General features: G+C 71.3%; 16 protein-coding genes. 14 read left to right on the top strand and 2 right to left on the bottom strand.

Translation table 11 applies throughout. The features are described 5' to 3' along the window. The first annotated feature begins 111 nt into the window (after window positions 1-111). The 12 genes from ESG85_RS02930 (at window position 112) to ESG85_RS02875 (ending at window position 12523) form a co-directional block, all read left to right on the top strand. Window positions 112-654 carry a LemA family protein gene (locus ESG85_RS02930; RefSeq protein WP_128976428.1) on the top strand — a complete coding sequence of 181 codons (543 nt, stop codon included), beginning with the start codon at window positions 112-114 and terminating at the stop codon, window positions 652-654. 124 nt (window positions 655-778) lie between these two features. Then, window positions 779-1693: a pyridoxal 5'-phosphate synthase lyase subunit PdxS gene (gene pdxS / locus ESG85_RS02925; RefSeq protein ID WP_128976427.1), complete on the top strand. Its 915-nt coding sequence runs from the start codon at window positions 779-781 to the stop codon at window positions 1691-1693. A gap of 6 nt (window positions 1694-1699) precedes the next feature. Further along, entirely contained in the window at window positions 1700-2290 is a 591-nt protein-coding gene (gene pdxT / locus ESG85_RS02920) for a pyridoxal 5'-phosphate synthase glutaminase subunit PdxT (RefSeq protein ID WP_128976426.1), read from the top strand. Window positions 2291-2353: 63 nt separating this feature from the next. Continuing rightward, window positions 2354-3106, top strand: coding sequence for a YebC/PmpR family DNA-binding transcriptional regulator (locus tag ESG85_RS02915; RefSeq protein ID WP_128976425.1), 753 nt, complete (start codon window positions 2354-2356; stop codon window positions 3104-3106). A gap of 162 nt (window positions 3107-3268) precedes the next feature. After that, window positions 3269-3826, top strand: a complete 558-nt coding sequence (ruvC, locus tag ESG85_RS02910; RefSeq protein WP_128976424.1) for a crossover junction endodeoxyribonuclease RuvC — start codon at window positions 3269-3271, stop codon at window positions 3824-3826. Beyond that, complete coding sequence (ruvA, locus tag ESG85_RS02905; RefSeq protein WP_128976423.1) at window positions 3823-4455, top strand: Holliday junction branch migration protein RuvA; 633 nt, start codon at window positions 3823-3825, stop codon at window positions 4453-4455. The genes ruvC and ruvA overlap by 4 nt, the downstream gene beginning before the upstream one ends. A gap of 60 nt (window positions 4456-4515) precedes the next feature. Then, window positions 4516-5616, top strand: coding sequence for a Holliday junction branch migration DNA helicase RuvB (ruvB, locus tag ESG85_RS02900; RefSeq protein ID WP_128976422.1), 1101 nt, complete (start codon window positions 4516-4518; stop codon window positions 5614-5616). 176 nt (window positions 5617-5792) lie between these two features. Then, the gene (gene yajC / locus ESG85_RS02895; RefSeq protein WP_128976421.1) at window positions 5793-6251 is read left to right on the top strand and encodes a preprotein translocase subunit YajC; all 459 of its coding nucleotides are present in this window, start codon (window positions 5793-5795) and stop codon (window positions 6249-6251) included. Window positions 6252-6396: 145 nt separating this feature from the next. Next, complete coding sequence (gene secD, locus ESG85_RS02890) at window positions 6397-8184, top strand: protein translocase subunit SecD (protein WP_181018944.1); 1788 nt, start codon at window positions 6397-6399, stop codon at window positions 8182-8184. 1 nt (window position 8185) lies between these two features. Continuing rightward, entirely contained in the window at window positions 8186-9262 is a 1077-nt protein-coding gene (gene secF / locus ESG85_RS02885; protein ID WP_128976420.1) for a protein translocase subunit SecF, read from the top strand. Next, the gene (locus tag ESG85_RS02880; RefSeq protein WP_128976419.1) at window positions 9259-9810 is read left to right on the top strand and encodes an adenine phosphoribosyltransferase; all 552 of its coding nucleotides are present in this window, start codon (window positions 9259-9261) and stop codon (window positions 9808-9810) included. Before secF ends, ESG85_RS02880 begins: the two co-directional genes overlap by 4 nt. Before the next feature lie 247 nt (window positions 9811-10057). Beyond that, window positions 10058-12523 carry a RelA/SpoT family protein gene (locus tag ESG85_RS02875; protein ID WP_128976418.1) on the top strand — a complete coding sequence of 822 codons (2466 nt, stop codon included), beginning with the start codon at window positions 10058-10060 and terminating at the stop codon, window positions 12521-12523. 103 nt (window positions 12524-12626) lie between these two features. On the opposite strand, the gene ESG85_RS02870 is transcribed toward ESG85_RS02875, so the two are convergent. Both ESG85_RS02870 and ESG85_RS02865 read right to left on the bottom strand, forming a co-directional pair. Further along, a complete protein-coding gene (locus ESG85_RS02870) occupies window positions 12627-13856 on the bottom strand; it encodes a DUF349 domain-containing protein (RefSeq protein ID WP_128976417.1) in 1230 nt (409 codons plus the stop codon). 221 nt (window positions 13857-14077) lie between these two features. Next, window positions 14078-14863: a peptidylprolyl isomerase gene (locus tag ESG85_RS02865; protein WP_128976416.1), complete on the bottom strand. Its 786-nt coding sequence runs from the start codon at window positions 14861-14863 to the stop codon at window positions 14078-14080. A 152-nt stretch (window positions 14864-15015) separates the two neighbouring features. Here ESG85_RS02865 and ESG85_RS02860 point away from each other — a divergent pair, with 152 nt between their 5' ends. Together ESG85_RS02860 and hisS are read left to right on the top strand one after the other, a co-directional pair. Further along, entirely contained in the window at window positions 15016-15723 is a 708-nt protein-coding gene (locus tag ESG85_RS02860) for an MBL fold metallo-hydrolase (protein WP_128976415.1), read from the top strand. A 10-nt stretch (window positions 15724-15733) separates the two neighbouring features. Continuing rightward, window positions 15734-16996 carry a histidine--tRNA ligase gene (gene hisS / locus ESG85_RS02855; protein ID WP_128976414.1) on the top strand — a complete coding sequence of 421 codons (1263 nt, stop codon included), beginning with the start codon at window positions 15734-15736 and terminating at the stop codon, window positions 16994-16996. Window positions 16997-17029 lie beyond the last annotated feature (33 nt).

Raw genomic sequence — 17029 nt, 5'->3', positions numbered from 1 at the left:
AGCCGGGGGCGGGCCGGGACCTCACGGCCGGGCGCGGCGTGCGCGTCCTGTCGCCCATGACCGCGAGGTCCGGGACGGGAGGCCGTCACCGCCCCGGTAGCCTGTGCGCCCGTGACCGAAACCCTGATCTGGACCGTCGTCGCGCTGATCCTCGTCGGCGTCTACCTGAGCTGGACCGCCGGCCGGCTCGACCGGCTGCACACGCGCATCGACGCCGCGCGGGCCGCGCTCGACGCGCAGCTGCTGCGGCGGGCCTCGGTCGCCCAGGAGCTCGCCACCTCCGGCGTGCTCGACCCCGCCGCGTCGATCGTGCTGTACGAGGCGGCGCACGCCGCGCGCCAGGCCGAGGAGGATCACCGCGAGGTCGCGGAGAGCGAGCTCAGCCAGGCGCTGCGCGCGGTGTTCGGGGAGGCGGAGCAGGTGGAGGCGGTGCGCGAGGCGCCCGGCGGCGAGGAGGCGGCCGGGGAGCTCGCGGCGGCGGTGCGCCGGGTGCCGATGGCCCGGCGGTTCCACAACGACGCCGTACGGGCCGCCAGGGCGCTGCGCCGGCACCGGAAGGTGCGCTGGTTCCGGTTGGCGGGCCACGCCCCGTTCCCCATGGCCTTCGAAATGGACGACGAACCGCCCGTCGCGCTTGCGGATCGTCCCAGCTGACCCCTGTCAGCCTTCGTAACCAGCGAAAACGATCCACCGGGTGCGCATTGGCCCTTGATGTGGACCGCTCGTGGCCTGTTTCCTCGCTCTTGTCGTCAACCCCGTTGTCACATGTGAGGTACCCGTGTCCAGCACGCCTTCCACCACCGCCCAGTCCCCCGAGACCGGCACCGCCCGCGTCAAGCGCGGCATGGCCGAGCAGCTCAAGGGCGGCGTGATCATGGACGTGGTCAACGCCGAGCAGGCGAAGATCGCCGAGGACGCCGGCGCCGTCGCCGTCATGGCCCTGGAGCGGGTCCCCGCGGACATCCGCAAGGACGGCGGCGTGGCCCGGATGTCCGACCCGAACATGATCGAGGAGATCATCGGCGCGGTCTCCATCCCGGTCATGGCCAAGTCCCGCATCGGCCACTTCGTCGAGGCCCAGGTCCTGCAGTCGCTCGGCGTCGACTACATCGACGAGTCCGAGGTCCTGACCCCGGCCGACGAGGTCAACCACTCCGACAAGTGGGCCTTCACCACCCCCTTCGTCTGTGGTGCCACCAACCTGGGCGAGGCCCTGCGCCGCATCGCCGAGGGCGCGGCCATGATCCGCTCCAAGGGCGAGGCCGGCACCGGCAACGTCGTCGAGGCCGTGCGCCACCTGCGCCAGATCAAGAACGAGATCGCCAAGCTGCGCGGCTTCGACAACAACGAGCTGTTCGCCGCCGCCAAGGAGCTGCGCGCCCCGTACGAGCTCGTCAAGGAGGTCGCCGAGCTCGGCAAGCTGCCGGTCGTGCTGTTCTCCGCCGGTGGCGTCGCCACCCCGGCCGACGCCGCGCTGATGCGCCAGCTCGGCGCCGAGGGCGTCTTCGTCGGCTCCGGCATCTTCAAGTCGGGCGACCCGGCCAAGCGCGCCGCCGCCATCGTGAAGGCCACCACCTTCTACGACGACCCGAAGATCATCGCGGACGCCTCCCGCAACCTGGGCGAGGCCATGGTCGGCATCAACTGCGACACCCTGCCCGAGGCCGAGCGCTACGCGAACCGGGGCTGGTAAGCACCCATGAGCACCACTCCCGTGATTGGTGTCCTGGCGCTCCAGGGCGACGTACGGGAGCACCTGATCGCCCTGGCCGCGGCTGACGCCGTGGCCAGGCCCGTCAGGCGCCCCGAGGAGCTCGCCGAGGTCGACGGCCTCGTCATTCCGGGCGGCGAGTCCACCACCATCTCCAAGCTGGCCGTGCTGTTCGGGCTCATGGAGCCGCTGCGCGAGCGGATCGCCGGCGGCATGCCCGTGTACGGCACCTGCGCCGGACTGATCATGCTCGCGGACAAGATCCTCGACCCGCGCTCGGGCCAGGAGACCTTCGGCGGCATCGACATGATCGTGCGCCGCAACGCCTTCGGCCGGCAGAACGAGTCCTTCGAGGCGGGCGTCACCGTCACCGGAATCGACACCCCCGTCGAGGGCGTCTTCATCCGCGCCCCCTGGGTCGAGTCCGTCGGCGCCGAGGCCGAGGTGCTCGCCGAGCACGACGGCCACATCGTCGCCGTCCGCCAGGGCACGGCCCTCGCCACTTCGTTCCACCCCGAGCTGACCGGCGATCACCGGATCCACGAGCTGTTCGTGGACATGGTGCGCGCCGAGAGGTGACCTGATCCTTGTAGGATCTCTGGGGTTCGTTCAAGAAGTGGGTTACGCGAAGGAGACAGGCAGATGTCCGGCCACTCTAAATGGGCTACGACGAAGCACAAGAAGGCCGTGATCGACGCCAAGCGCGGCAAGCTCTTCGCGAAGCTGATCAAGAACATCGAGGTCGCGGCCCGCACCGGCGGTGCCGACCCGGACGGCAACCCGACGCTGTACGACGCCATCCAGAAGGCCAAGAAGTCGTCCGTTCCGAACAAGAACATCGACTCGGCCGTCAAGCGCGGCGGCGGCCTCGAGGCCGGCGGCGTCGACTACGCGACGATCATGTACGAGGGCTACGGCCCGAACGGTGTCGCGGTGCTCATCGAGTGCCTCACCGACAACCGCAACCGCGCCGCCTCGGACGTGCGCGTCGCCATGACCCGCAACGGCGGCTCCATGGCCGACCCGGGCTCGGTCTCGTACCTCTTCAACCGCAAGGGCGTCGTCGTGCTCCCCAAGGGCGAGCTGTCCGAGGACGACGTCCTGGAGGTCGTGCTCGACGCGGGCGCCGAGGAAGTCAACGACCTCGGCGAGAACTTCGAGGTCATCAGCGAGGCCACCGACCTGGTCGCGGTCCGCTCCGCGCTTCAGGAGGCGGGCATCGACTACGACTCGGCCGAGTCCAGCTTCGTCCCGACCATGCAGGTCGAGCTCGACGAGGAGGGCGCGCGCAAGATGTTCAAGCTGATCGACGCCCTGGAGGACAGCGACGACGTGCAGAACGTCTTCGCCAACTTCGACGTCAGCGACGAGGTCATGGAGAAGGTCGACGCCTGACCGACGGCCTGGGCCGTCTCGCCCGTGCCCGCGCCTCGCGCGGGTTCTCACGGGCTCTTCCGCAGCGGGCCGACGGGACACACCCCGTCGGCCCGCTGCGTTGTCAGTGCGAGCCGATAGCCTGCACGAACAGTCGGGCGATGGGATCAGGGAGGGGGCGGAGTGCGCGTACTCGGGGTGGACCCGGGGCTCACCCGGTGCGGTGTCGGCGTCGTCGAGGGAGTCGCCGGGCGGCAGCTGACCATGCTCGGCGTGGGCGTCGTGCGCACGCCGGCGGACGCCGACACCGGCCTGCGCCTGGTCGGCATCGAGCGCGGCATAGAGGAGTGGATCGACCGCTTCGAACCCGAACTGGTCGCCGTGGAGCGGGTGTTCAGCCAGCACAACGTCCGCACGGTGATGGGCACCGCCCAGGCCAGCGCCGTCGCCATGCTGTGCGCGGCCCGCCGCGGACTGCCCGTCGCCCTGCACACCCCGAGCGAGGTCAAGGCCGCCGTCACCGGCAGCGGCCGCGCCGACAAGGCCCAGGTCGGCGCGATGGTCACCCGGCTGCTCCGGCTCTCCGCCCCGCCCAGGCCGGCCGACGCCGCCGACGCCCTCGCCCTCGCCATCTGCCACATCTGGCGCGCCCCCGCCCAGAACCGCCTCCAGCAGGCCGTCGCCCGGAACCGCCTCCAGCAGGCCGCCGCCCTGCACGCCTCGAAAGGCCGCACGTCATGATCGCCTTCGTCAGCGGCCCGGTGGCCGCCCTCGCCCCCACGACCGCCGTCGTCGAGGTCGGCGGCGTCGGGATGGCCGTCCAGTGCACGCCGGACACCATCGCCGGACTCCGCGTCGGCGAGCACGCCCGCCTCGCCACCTCCCTGGTCGTCCGGGAGGACTCACTGACCCTGTACGGCTTCGCCGACGACGACGAGCGCCAGGTCTTCGAGCTGCTGCAGACCGCGAGCGGCGTCGGGCCGAGGCTGGCCCAGGCGATGCTGGGCGTCCACTCGCCGGACGCGCTGCGGCTCGCCGTGTCCACCGGCGACGAGAAGGCGCTGACCGCCGTCCCCGGCATCGGCAAGAAGGGCGCCCAGAAGCTGCTGCTGGAGCTGAAGGACAAGCTGGGGCAGCCGCTCGGCACCAGCGGCCTGGTCGGGCAGCAGCGCGCCGTCGCCGCCGGCCCCGCGCCCTGGACCGAACAGCTCTCCGCCGCGCTCATCGGTCTCGGCTACGCGAGCCGGGAGGCGGACGAGGCGGTCGCCGCCGTCACCCCGCAGGCCGAGGCCGCGATCGCCGAGACCGGCTCCGCGCCCGTCCCGCAGCTCCTGCGTGCGGCCCTGCAGACCCTGAGCCGCGCCCGCTGACGCGGGCCGCGCCCCCGACCACCGCACGCCACGAGAAGCACGACGAGAAGGCAGACCATCGTGAACTGGGACGACGACAGCAGCCCCGTCGAGGAGCGCATCGTCGGCGCCGCCGCCGAGGGCGACGACCAGGCCGTGGAGGCCGCGCTGCGCCCCAAGGACCTCGGCGAGTTCATCGGCCAGGAGAAGGTCCGCCAGCAGCTCGACCTCGTCCTCAAGGCCGCCCGCCAGCGCGGCGCCACCGCCGACCACGTGCTGCTCTCCGGCGCCCCCGGCCTCGGCAAGACCACCCTCTCGATGATCATCGCGGCGGAGATGAACGCCCCGATCAGGATCACCAGCGGCCCCGCCATCCAGCACGCCGGCGACCTCGCCGCCATCCTGTCCTCCCTCCAGGAGGGCGAGATCCTCTTCCTCGACGAGATCCACCGGATGTCCCGGCCCGCCGAGGAGATGCTCTACATGGCGATGGAGGACTTCCGCGTCGACGTCATCGTCGGCAAGGGCCCCGGTGCCACCGCCATTCCCCTGGATCTGCCCCCGTTCACCCTGGTCGGCGCCACCACCCGGGCCGGACTGCTGCCGCCGCCGCTGCGCGACCGCTTCGGCTTCACCGCGCACATGGAGTTCTACGAGCCGCACGAGCTGGAGCGGGTGGTCCGCCGCTCCGCCGGACTCCTCGACGTCGAGATCGACACCGACGGCGCCGCCGAGATCGCCGGCCGCTCCCGCGGCACGCCCCGCATCGCCAACCGGTTGCTCCGCCGCGTCCGCGACTACGCCCAGGTCGAGGCCGACGGAGTGATCACCCGGGAGGTCGCCGCGGCCGCCCTCGGCGTGTACGAGGTCGACAGCCGCGGTCTCGACCGGCTCGACCGCGGCGTCCTCGAGGCGCTGCTCAAGCTCTTCGGCGGCGGACCGGTCGGCCTGTCCACCCTCGCGGTGGCGGTGGGGGAGGAGCGCGAGACCGTCGAGGAGGTCGCCGAGCCCTTCCTCGTACGGGAAGGACTGCTCGCCCGCACTCCCCGTGGCCGCGTCGCCACTCCCGCCGCCTGGGCCCACCTCGGACTGGTTCCGCCGCAGGCAGCGGGCCCGGGCGCGGCGGGCGGCGGCGGGGCGGCCCGCGGCGGAAGCGGACAAGGCGGGCTGTTCGGGATGTGACGACGGTGACGGCGCGGATAGTCGCCCCGTCCGGAACCACGGTGCGATGCTGGGCGTTGTTCCATCGATGCGGACTCGCCTAGACTCCGCCGATGCCGCCCTTTCTGGTCGGCGTACCCACCCCCGAAGATCAGGCCGCGGTTTCTCTCCGCGACCGTGCGAAGGAAACCCGTCCCGTGAACCTCGTGACCCTCCTCCCCTTCATCGTCCTCATCGGGGCCATGTTCCTGATGACCCGCTCTGCGAAGAAGAAGCAGGCGCAGGCGGCGGAGATGCGCAACCAGATGCAGCCCGGCACCGGCGTACGCACCATCGGGGGGATGTACGCCACCGTCAAGGAGGTCGGCGACGAGACCGTCCTCCTCGAGGTCGCGCCCGGCGTGCACGCCGTCTACGCCAAGAACGCGATCGGCGCGGTGCTCGAAGACGCCGAGTACAACCGGATCGTCCACGGCGACGACGACACCGACACCGTCGTTCCTGACGACGCCTCCTCGCTCACCGGGGACGCCGACGCCGCCGACGGCCAGGAGGGGGCGGCCAAGGCCGACCTGACCAAGAAGGACGCCGCGCCCGCGGCGGACTCCGAGGTCGAGAAGGACGGCAAGGCCGACGGGGAGACCGAGGCGAAGTAATCGCCCCGGGGCGGTCGCGGACGCCCACAGGCGTCCGCCGCCCCGGACCGGTTTCACGTCTGCGGGGGCAGGTCCCCACACACTTTTCGTGGCCGCCGCCCGCCCAAACCGGCGCGGGGGCGGTTTGGACAGGGAGAAACGACAGGTGGCAGCACCGAAGAAGGGCCGAAGGCCGGCGGGGGGCCAGAGCCGGCCGGGCCGCGCCCTGGCACTCATTCTGATCGCCATGGTCGCGCTCACCGGCGGCATGTTCTGGTCGGGGCACACCACCCCGCGCCTGGGCATCGACCTCGCCGGCGGCACGTCGATCACGCTCAAGGCGAAGGCGGAGCCCGGACAGGAGTCCGCCGTCAACGAGACCAACATGAACACGGCGGTCGGCATCATCGAGCGCCGCGTCAACGGTCTGGGTGTGTCCGAGGCCGAGGTCCAGACGCAGGGCCGCGAGAACATCATCGTGAACATCCCCAAGGGGACGAACGAGAAGCAGGCTCGCGAGCAGGTCGGTACCACCGCCCAGCTGTACTTCCGCCCGGTCCTGGCCGTCGCCGCCGCCGACCAGCCCGCGCCGAACCCCAGCGCCACCCCGAGCGGCACGGCCACGCCGTCCGCGAAGCCCTCCGGCGCCACCGCCGACAAGGGCAAGGACGACAAGGGCAAGGACGAGAAGTCCGCCACCCCGACGGCCACCGCCACCAGCCAGGGCCGTGCCGTCAGCGAGGCGCTGAAGGCCCCGAGCCCCACGCCGACCGCGAGCTCCTCCGCGTCGCCGAAGGCGTCCTCGACGCCGAGCCCGGCGCCGACGGGTGACGCCGCCACCGAGGCCCTGCAGCAGAAGTTCGCCACGCTCAACTGCCTCGACCCGAAGCAGCGCGCCGCCGTCGGCCAGGGCGTCAAGGCCACCGAGCCCACGATTGCCTGCGGCGAGGACGCGCCCGGCATCTGGTCGAAGTACCTGCTCGGCCCGGCCGAGGTCGACGGCAAGGACGTCGACGACGCCCAGGGCGTCTTCGACCAGCAGCGCGGCATGTGGATCGTGACCATGGACTTCACGGGCGAGGGCTCGAAGAAGTTCCAGAAGATCACCGGCAAGCTCTCGCAGCAGGCCGACCCGCAGAACCGCTTCGCGATCGTCCTCGACGGCGACGTGGTCTCCGCCCCGTCCGTGCGCCAGACCCTGAGCGCCAGCGCCGAGATCTCCGGCAGCTTCACCCAGGAGACGGCCCAGGACCTCGGCAACATCCTGTCGTACGGTGCCCTGCCGCTGTCCTTCGAGACCCAGAGCGTCGACACCGTCACCGCCGCCCTCGGCGGCGAACAGCTCGAGGCGGGTCTGATCGCCGGTGCCATCGGCCTCGGCCTGGTCATCCTCTACCTGGTGGTCTACTACCGCGGCCTGTCGTTCGTGGCGATCCTCAGCCTCGGCGTCTCCGCCCTGCTCACCTACGTGATCATGGCCCTGCTCGGCCCGGCCATCGGCTTCGCGCTGAACCTGCCGGCCGTCTGCGGTGCCATCGTGGCCATCGGCATCACGGCGGACTCGTTCATCGTCTACTTCGAACGCATCCGCGACGAGATCCGCGAGGGCCGCACCCTGCGTCCGGCCGTCGAGCGCGCCTGGCCGCGGGCCCGGCGCACCATCCTGGTGTCCGACTTCGTGTCGTTCCTCGCCGCCGCGGTGCTGTTCGTCGTCACCGTCGGCAAGGTCCAGGGCTTCGCGTTCACGCTCGGCCTGACCACGCTCCTCGACATCGTGGTGGTGTTCCTCTTCACCAAGCCGGTGATGACGCTCCTCGCCCGCACCAGGTTCTTCGGCAACGGCCACAAGTGGTCCGGCCTCGACCCGAAGAGCCTCGGTGCCAAGCCGCCGCTGCGCCGCACCCGCCGTCCGTCCGCCCCTGCCGCTGGCTCCGTCGAACCGAAGGAGGCGTGAGATGTCGAAGCTCGGCGATCTCGGCGCCCGACTCCACCGCGGTGAGGTCGGTTACGACTTCATCGGCAACCGCCGTATCTGGTACGGCCTCTCGATCCTGATCACCATCACGGCCATCGTCGCCCTCGCGGTGCGCGGCCTGAACATGGGCATCGAGTTCCAGGGCGGTGCCGTCTTCACCACCCCGAAGACGGACGTCTCCGTCAGCCAGGCCACGGAGTACGCGGAAGAGGCCTCCGGCCACGACGCCATCGTCCAGCAGCTCGGCAACGGCACCCTGCGCATCCAGGTCGGCGGCCTCGACACCGCCAAGTCCGACCAGGTCCGCGCGGAGCTCGCCAAGGAGATGAACCTCCCCGAGGCGAAGATCGCGGCGGAGCTCGTCGGCCCCAGCTGGGGTGAGCAGATCGCCACCAAGGCCTGGACGGGCCTGGGGGTCTTCATGATCCTCGTGGTGATCTACCTCGCCATCGCCTTCGAGTGGCGGATGGCCCTCGCGGCGCTCGTCGCGCTGATCCACGACCTCACCATCACCGTCGGCATCTACTCGCTGGTCGGCTTCGAGGTCACGGTCGGAACGGTCATCGGTCTGCTGACGATCCTCGGTTACTCGCTCTACGACACGGTCGTCGTCTTCGACTCGCTCAAGGAGCAGACGAAGGACATCACCAAGCAGACCCGCTGGACGTACAGCGACATCGCCAACCGCTCGATCAACAGCACCCTGGTCCGGTCGATCAACACCACGGTCGTGGCGCTGCTCCCGGTCGCCGGTCTGCTCTTCATCGGCGGCGGCGTCCTCGGCGCGGGCATGCTCAACGACATCTCGCTGTCGCTGTTCGTGGGTCTCGCCGCCGGTGCCTACTCGTCGATCTTCATCGCCACCCCGCTGGTCGCCGACCTCAAGGAGCGCGAGCCGGCGATGAAGGCCCTGAAGAAGCGCGTCCTGGCGAAGCGGGCCTCCGACGCCGCCAAGGGCGAGGACCCGGTCGCCGCCGACGCGCTCGGCTCCGACGCCGAGCCGGCCGTCGTCGGCCAGCGCGGCCGCCGCGGCCGCTCCTCGGGACGGCGCGGATGACCGCCGAGGCCCACGGCACCACGGAGCTGCTCCTCAGCCGCATCCGGGACGTCCCCGACTACCCGAAGCCCGGGGTGCTGTTCAAGGACATCACCCCGCTGCTCGCGGACCCGGAGGCGTTCGCCGTCCTCACCGACACCCTCGCCGGGCTGTGCACCGCGCACGGCGCGACGAAGATCGCCGGCCTGGAGGCCCGCGGCTTCATCCTGGCCGCGCCGGTCGCCGTCCGCGCGGGCCTCGGCTTCATCCCGGTCCGCAAGGCCGGGAAGCTGCCCGGGGCGACCCTGCGGCAGGCGTACGAGCTGGAGTACGGCACCGCCGAGATCGAGGTGCACGCCGAGGACCTGGCCGCGGGCGACCGCGTCATGGTCATCGACGACGTCCTCGCGACCGGCGGCACCGCCGAGGCCTCCATCGACCTGATCCGGCGCGCCGGGGCCGAGGTCGCCGGCGTCGCCGTCCTCATGGAGCTCGGCTTCCTGCCGGGCCGGGCCCGCCTCGAGCCCGCCCTGGACGGAGCCCCGCTCACCGCGCTCATCACCGTCTGAGCCCTCGTCCCGCGCCGCCCGGCCACCCCGGCCGGCGGCGCCGGACCCGGCACGGAGGCGGCCCGGGAATTCCCCGGGCCGCCTCCGTCGTTTTCCGGACAACCCCGGAAACGGCGAAACCGGGCGGGACACCGGCGCGCATGCGGCGCGTCTCAGCCCTCAGCCGCGTGAGCACACGGGCTTCCGGCTCGATACCATGGCCTTTCCGGGCCTGACCGGGGGACCCGGGAACGCACGAGGAGCGCTCTTGCCAGACGAGGCCCAGCCACTCTCCGCCGCGCAGCCCGACAAGCGAGCCGACCAGGCCGCGCCGAGCACCGCCGCGCCCCAGAACCCGCCCGCGGAGACCAGGCCCCGGCCCGCGGCACCCGCGCCGCCCCCGTCCGTCCGGCCCGCGCCGGCCCAGCCCGCCCGGTCCGGCGGCTCCTCCAGCCGGGTCCGCGCCCGCCTCGCCCGCCTCGGCGTCCAGCGCTCCTCCCCGTACAACCCGGTCCTCGAACCGCTGCTGCGGATCGTCCGCTCCAACGACCCGAAGATCGAGACCGCCACGCTGCGCCAGATCGAGCGGGCCTACCAGGTCGCCGAGCGCTGGCACCGCGGCCAGAAGCGCAAGAGCGGCGACCCGTACATCACCCACCCGCTCGCCGTCACCACGATCCTCGCCGAGCTCGGCATGGACCCGGCGACCCTCATGGCCGGACTGCTCCACGACACCGTCGAGGACACCGAGTACGGCCTGGAGGACCTCCGCCGCGACTTCGGCGACCAGGTGGCCCTGCTCGTCGACGGCGTCACCAAGCTCGACAAGGTCAAGTTCGGCGAGGCCGCGCAGGCCGAGACCGTCCGCAAGATGGTCGTCGCCATGGCCAAGGACCCCAGGGTCCTGGTCATCAAGCTCGCCGACCGCCTGCACAACATGCGCACCATGCGCTACCTCAAGCGGGAGAAGCAGGAGAAGAAGGCCCGCGAGACCCTGGAGATCTACGCCCCGCTGGCCCACCGGCTGGGCATGAACACGATCAAGTGGGAGCTGGAGGACCTCGCCTTCGCGATCCTCTACCCCAAGATGTACGACGAGATCGTCCGGCTCGTCGCCGAACGCGCGCCCAAGCGCGACGAGTACCTCGCGATAGTGACCGACGAGGTCCAGGCCGACCTGCGGGCCGCCCGCATCAAGGCCACCGTCACCGGCCGGCCGAAGCACTACTACAGCGTCTACCAGAAGATGATCGTCCGCGGCCGTGACTTCGCGGAGATCTACGACCTGGTCGGCATCCGCGTCCTCGTGGACACCGTCCGCGACTGCTACGCGGCCCTCGGCACCGTCCACGCGCGATGGAACCCGGTCCCCGGCCGGTTCAAGGACTACATCGCGATGCCGAAGTTCAACATGTACCAGTCGCTGCACACGACGGTCATCGGACCCAACGGCAAGCCCGTCGAGCTCCAGATCCGCACCTTCGACATGCACCGCCGCGCCGAGTACGGCATCGCCGCCCACTGGAAGTACAAGCAGGAGGCCGTCGCCGGCGCCTCCAAGGTGCGCACCGACGTGCCGAAGAAGGCCGGCAAGGACGATCACGTCAACGACATGGCGTGGCTGAGGCAGCTGCTCGACTGGCAGAAGGAGACCGAGGACCCCTCGGAGTTCCTGGAATCGCTGCGCTTCGACCTCTCCCGCAACGAGGTCTTCGTCTTCACCCCGAAGGGCGACGTCATCGCGCTGCCCGCCGGCGCCACCCCGGTGGACTTCGCCTACGCCGTCCACACCGAGGTCGGCCACCGCACGATCGGCGCCCGTGTCAACGGACGCCTCGTGCCGCTGGAGTCGACGCTCGACAACGGCGACCTGGTGGAGGTCTTCACCTCGAAGGCCGCCGGCGCCGGGCCCTCCCGGGACTGGCTGGGCTTCGTCAAGTCCCCGCGCGCCCGCAACAAGATCCGCGCCTGGTTCTCCAAGGAGCGCCGCGACGAGGCCATCGAGCAGGGCAAGGACGCCATCGCGCGGGCCATGCGCAAGCAGAACCTGCCGATCCAGCGCATCCTCACCGGCGACTCGCTCGTCACCCTCGCCCACGAGATGCGGTACACCGACATCTCCTCGCTGTACGCGGCCATCGGCGAGGGCCACGTCACGGCCCAGTCCATCGTGCAGAAGCTGGTCCAGGCCCTCGGCGGCGAGGAGGCCGCGACCGAGGACATCGCCGAGACCCACCCGCCGGCCCGCGGCCGCACCAAGCGCCGCTCCAGCTCGGACCCGGGCGTGGTGGTCAAGGGCGTCGAGGACGTCTGGGTGAAGCTGGCCCGCTGCTGCACCCCGGTGCCCGGCGACCCGATCATCGGCTTCGTCACCCGCGGCAGCGGCGTCTCCGTGCACCGCAGCGACTGCGTGAACGTCGAGTCGCTGTCCCGCGAGCCCGAGCGGATCCTGGAGGTCGAGTGGGCGCCCACCCAGTCCTCCGTCTTCCTGGTCGCCATCCAGGTCGAGGCCCTGGACCGCTCCCGGCTGCTGTCCGACGTCACCCGGGTCCTCTCGGACCAGCACGTCAACATCCTGTCGGCGGCCGTCCAGACCTCGCGCGACCGGGTGGCCACCTCGCGCTTCACCTTCGAGATGGGCGACCCCAAGCACCTGGGCCACGTCCTGAAGGCCGTACGCGGCGTGGAGGGCGTGTACGACGTCTACCGCGTCACCAGCGCACGGCGCCCGTAGCGGGCGTGCGGCGCCCCCGCCCGTAACGCGGGCGGCACCAGGGGTACGAGAAGGGCCCCCGGCACCGGCCGGGGGCCCTTCTCGTACCGCTACGGGGTCCGCGTCAGCCGCCGAACTCCTGCAGGCCCTTCAGCGCCTGGTCGAGCAGCGCCTGACGGCCCTCGAGCTCCCTGGCGAGCTTGTCGGCCTTGGCGTCGTTGCCCGCCGCGCGGGCCGCGTCGATCTGCTTCTGGAGCTTGTCGACCGCGTCCTGGAGCTGGCCCGTGAGACCCGCGGCACGCGCCCGCGCCTCCGGGTTGGTGCGGCGCCACTCGGCCTCCTCGGCCTCCTGGATCGCCCGCTCCACGGCGTGCATCCGGCCCTCGACCTTGGGGCGCGCGTCGCGCGGCACGTGGCCGATGCCCTCCCAGCGCTCGTTGATCGAGCGGAAGGCGGCACGGGCGGCCTTCAGGTCGGTCACCGGCACCAGCTTCTCCGCCTCGGTCGCGAGCTCCTCCTTCAGCTTGAGGTTCTCGACCTGCTCGGCGTCACGCTCGGCGAACACCTCGCCGCGCGCCGCGAAGAACACGTCCTGGGCGCCGCGGAAGCGGTTCCACAGGTCGTCCTCGTGCTCGCGCTGGGCCCGGCCCGCCGCCTTCCAGTCCGCCATCAGCTCGCGGTAGCGGGCGGCCGTCGCGCCCCAGTCCGTCGAGTTCGACAGCGCCTCGGCCTCGGCGACCAGCTTCTCCTTGGTCTTGCGGGCCTCCTCGCGCTGCGCGTCGAGCGCCGCGAAGTGGGCCTTGCGCCGCTTGGAGAACGCCGAGCGGGCGTGCGAGAAGCGGTGCCACAGCTCGTCGTCGGACTTGCGGTCGAGCCGCGGCAGACCCTTCCAGGTGTCCACCAGGGCCCGCAGCCGCTCGCCCGCGGCGCGCCACTGCTCGCTCTGCGCCAGCTCCTCGGCCTCGGTGACCAGGGCCTCCTTGGCGGAACGCGCCTCGTCGGCCTGCTTCGCCTTCTGGGCCTTGCGCTCCTCGCGGCGGGCCTCCACCGTCTCGGTCAGCTTGTCGAGACGGGCGGCCAGCGCGGCCAGGTCCCCGACGGCGTGGTGCTCGTCGACCTGGTGCCGGATGTGCTCGATGGCCGCCGTCGCGTCCTTGGCCGACAGGTCGGTGGTCCGCACCCGCTTCTCGAGGAGGCCGATCTCGACCACCAGGCCCTCGTACTTGCGCTCGAAGTAGGCCAGCGCCTCCTCGGGGCTGCCGGCCTGCCACGATCCGACGACCTTCTCGCCCTCGGCCGTACGCACGTACACGGTGCCCGTCTCGTCGACGCGGCCCCACGGGTCGCTGCTCACAGCGCCTCCTCACCATGATGCCGTCGCGGGGGTGTCACCCCCTGGCATCGTCCACGGATTCCCGGCGGGTCTCGCCCGCCCTCCACAGCACGGCCGGCGGCCTGCGCTGCACAACGCCAATCTAGGCGAACGGCGGCCCGGCTGTCCGCACTCAGCGCGACCGAAATTCCACGGTCACGCGCACGTGCGCCCGCCGGGCCGCCCCCGCCCGGACCGCCGGCTCACTTCTTGGTGACGGCGGCCTTCTCGATCGTGACCTTCTTCTGCGGCGCACCGTCGCCGGCACCGCCCTCGACACCGGCCTTGGCGACCTCCTCGACGGCCTTCAGACCGTCCGCGTCGAAGGTGCCGAAGGGGGTGTAGTTCGGCGGGAGCTGGGTGTCCTTGTACACGAGGAAGAACTGGCTGCCGCCGGTGTTCGGACCGGCGTTCGCCATCGCCACGGTGCCCTTCGGATAGGTCACCGTGCCGGCCTGGCCCGGCTTGCCGAGGCCGTTCAGGTTCTCGTCCGGGATCGAGTAGCCCGGGCCGCCGGTACCGTCGCCCTTCGGGTCGCCGCACTGGAGCACGAAGATGCCCGAGGTGGTCAGGCGGTGGCACTTGGTGCCGTCGAAGTACTTCTTGTCGGCGAGGTGCTTGAAGGAGTTCACGGTGTGCGGGGCCTTCGCCGCGTCCATCGTGATCGTGATGTCGCCGACGTTCGTCTTGAGGGCCATCGCGTACGTGGCCTTCCGGTCGATCGACATCGCCGGCTCGGGCTGCTTCTCCTCCGTCGGCGCCGCGCTCGGCGTCTCCGACGGCTGCGCGGCCACCGTGTCCGAGCCGGAGTCGTCGCCGGTCAGTGCCACCGAGGCCCAGACGGCGAGGCCGGCGGCGAGCACCACCGCCACCGACGAGGCGATGACGGTGGTGCGGCGCGCCCTGCGCTGCGCCTCCGCCCGCCGCTGCTGCTGCCGCGCGTACTTCTCCCTGGCGAGCTGCCGCCGCCGCTGATCGCTGCTGACCACCGGGTCCGCTCCTTGTCGATCGTCTGTTCAGTCCTGGCCGGATGTGCCCGTACCGTATACGGGTTGGCTGTGGAATACGCAGCGCCGGTAGGCTCTGATCTGCTGCATTCCGCACCGCCGCAGCCAATTGCCGGACGACAAAAAGGACGATCGTGCTGATTGCCGGGTTCCCCGCCGGGGCCTGGGGCACCAACTGCTACGTGGTAGCCCCCGCCGCAGGCGAGGAGTGCGTCATCATCGACCCGGGCCACCAGGCCGCCCAGGGAGTCGAGGAGACGCTGAAGAAGCATCGGCTCAAGCCCGTCGCCGTGGTCCTCACGCACGGCCACATCGACCACGTCGCCTCCGTCGTCCCGGTCTGCGGCGCCCATGACGTACCCGCGTGGATCCACCCCGCCGACCGGTACATGATGAGCGACCCGGAGAAGGCCCTCGGCCGCTCCATCGGGATGCCGCTCATGGGCGAGCTGACCGTGGGCGAGCCGGACGACGTGCACGAGCTCACCGACGGCGCCGAGCTGAGGCTCGCGGGCCTCGACCTCACCGTCGCGCACGCGCCCGGTCATACCAAGGGGTCGGTGACCTTCCGGACGCCGGAGACCTCGGAGATCCCCTCCGTCTTCTTCTCCGGCGACCTGCTGTTCGCCGGCTCCATCGGACGCACCGACCTGCCCGGCGGTGACATGGACGAGATGCTGCAGTCGCTGGCCCGCGTGTGCCTGCCGCTCGACAACTCGACCGTCGTCCTGTCCGGCCACGGTCCCCAGACGACCATCGGCCAGGAGCGCGCCACCAACCCGTATCTGCGGCAGGTGGCGGCCGGCCTCGGGAGCGTGGAAGCTCCCCGACGAGGAATGTGACGAGATCCACGTGAGCACCTTCAAGGCCCCCAAGGGCACCTTCGACCTCATCCCGCCGTTCTCGGCCACCTATCTCGCCGTGCGCGACGCCATCTCCGCGCCGCTGCGGAAGTCCGGATACGGCTACGTCGAGACCCCCGGCTTCGAGGACGTCAACCTCTTCGCGCGCGGTGTCGGCGAGTCCACCGACATCGTGACCAAGGAGATGTACACCCTCACCACCAAGGGCGGCTCCCACCTCGCGCTGCGCCCCGAGGGCACGGCCTCCGTCCTGCGCGCGGCCCTGGAAGCCAACATGCACAAGGCCGGCGGCCTGCCGGTCAAGCTCTGGTACTCGGGCTCCTACTACCGCTACGAGCGCCCGCAGAAGGGCCGCTACCGCCACTTCTCGCAGGTCGGTGCCGAGGCGATCGGCGCCGAGGACCCGGCGCTCGACGCCGAGCTGATCATCCTCGCCGACCAGGCGTACCGCTCGCTGGGCCTGCGCGAGTTCCGCATCCTGCTGAACTCGCTCGGCGACAAGGAGTGCCGTCCCGTCTACCGCGAGGCCCTGCAGACCTTCCTGCGCGGCCTCGACCTGGACGAGGAGACGCTGCGCCGCGCCGAGATCAACCCGCTGCGCGTCCTCGACGACAAGCGCGAGTCGGTGCAGAAGCAGCTGGTCGGAGCGCCGCTCCTCAAGGACTACCTGTGCGAGGAGTGCAAGGCGTACCACGAGGAGGTGCGCGCGCTGATCACCGCGGCGGGCGTGGCCTTCGAGGACGACCCGAAGCTGGTGCGCGGCCTGGACTACTACACCCGGACCACCTTCGAGTTCGTCCACGACGGCCTCGGCTCGCAGTCCGCGGTGGGCGGCGGCGGCCGCTACGACGGCCTGTCCGAGATGATCGGCGGCCCCGCGCTGCCGTCGGTCGGCTGGGCGCTCGGCGTGGACCGCACGGTCCTCGCACTGGAGGCGGAGGGCATCGAGCTCGACATCCCGGCGGCCACCAGCGTCTTCGCCGTGCCGCTCGGCGACGAGGCCCGCAAGGTGCTCTTCGGTCTCGTCACGCGGCTGCGCAAGGAAGGCGTGGCCACGGACTTCAGCTTCGGCGCGAAGGGTCTCAAGGCCCACATGAAGAGCGCCAACCGCTCCGGCGCCCGGTTCGCGATCGTCGCCGGTGAGCGGGACCTCGCCGAGGGCGTCGTCCAGCTCAAGGACATGGAGTCCGGCGAGCAGACGGCCGTGGCGCTGGACGAGCTGGTCGAGACGGTGAAGGCCCGGCTCGCCTGACCGGAGCCGGCGGTCCGTACGCGTACGGACCGG

The sequence above is a fragment of the Streptomyces roseicoloratus genome (assembly GCF_004117935.1).
Taxonomy (GTDB): Bacteria; Actinomycetota; Actinomycetes; order Streptomycetales; family Streptomycetaceae; genus Streptomyces; species Streptomyces roseicoloratus.
Note: the sequence above shows the minus strand (reverse complement) of the source record. Positions and strands in the feature narration are given on the sequence as shown.

Bases quoted from the DNA above. Each gene is read 5' to 3' on its own strand.
- pdxT (WP_128976426.1), top strand. From the start codon at position 1,700: ATGAGCACCACTCCCGTGATTGGTGTCCTGGCGCTCCAGGGCGACGTA.
- ESG85_RS02915 (WP_128976425.1), top strand. From the start codon at position 2,354: ATGTCCGGCCACTCTAAATGGGCTACGACGAAGCACAAGAAGGCCGTG.
- ruvA (WP_128976423.1), top strand. From the start codon at position 3,823: ATGATCGCCTTCGTCAGCGGCCCGGTGGCCGCCCTCGCCCCCACGACC.
- secF (WP_128976420.1), top strand. From the start codon at position 8,186: ATGTCGAAGCTCGGCGATCTCGGCGCCCGACTCCACCGCGGTGAGGTC.
- ESG85_RS02880 (WP_128976419.1), top strand. From the start codon at position 9,259: ATGACCGCCGAGGCCCACGGCACCACGGAGCTGCTCCTCAGCCGCATC.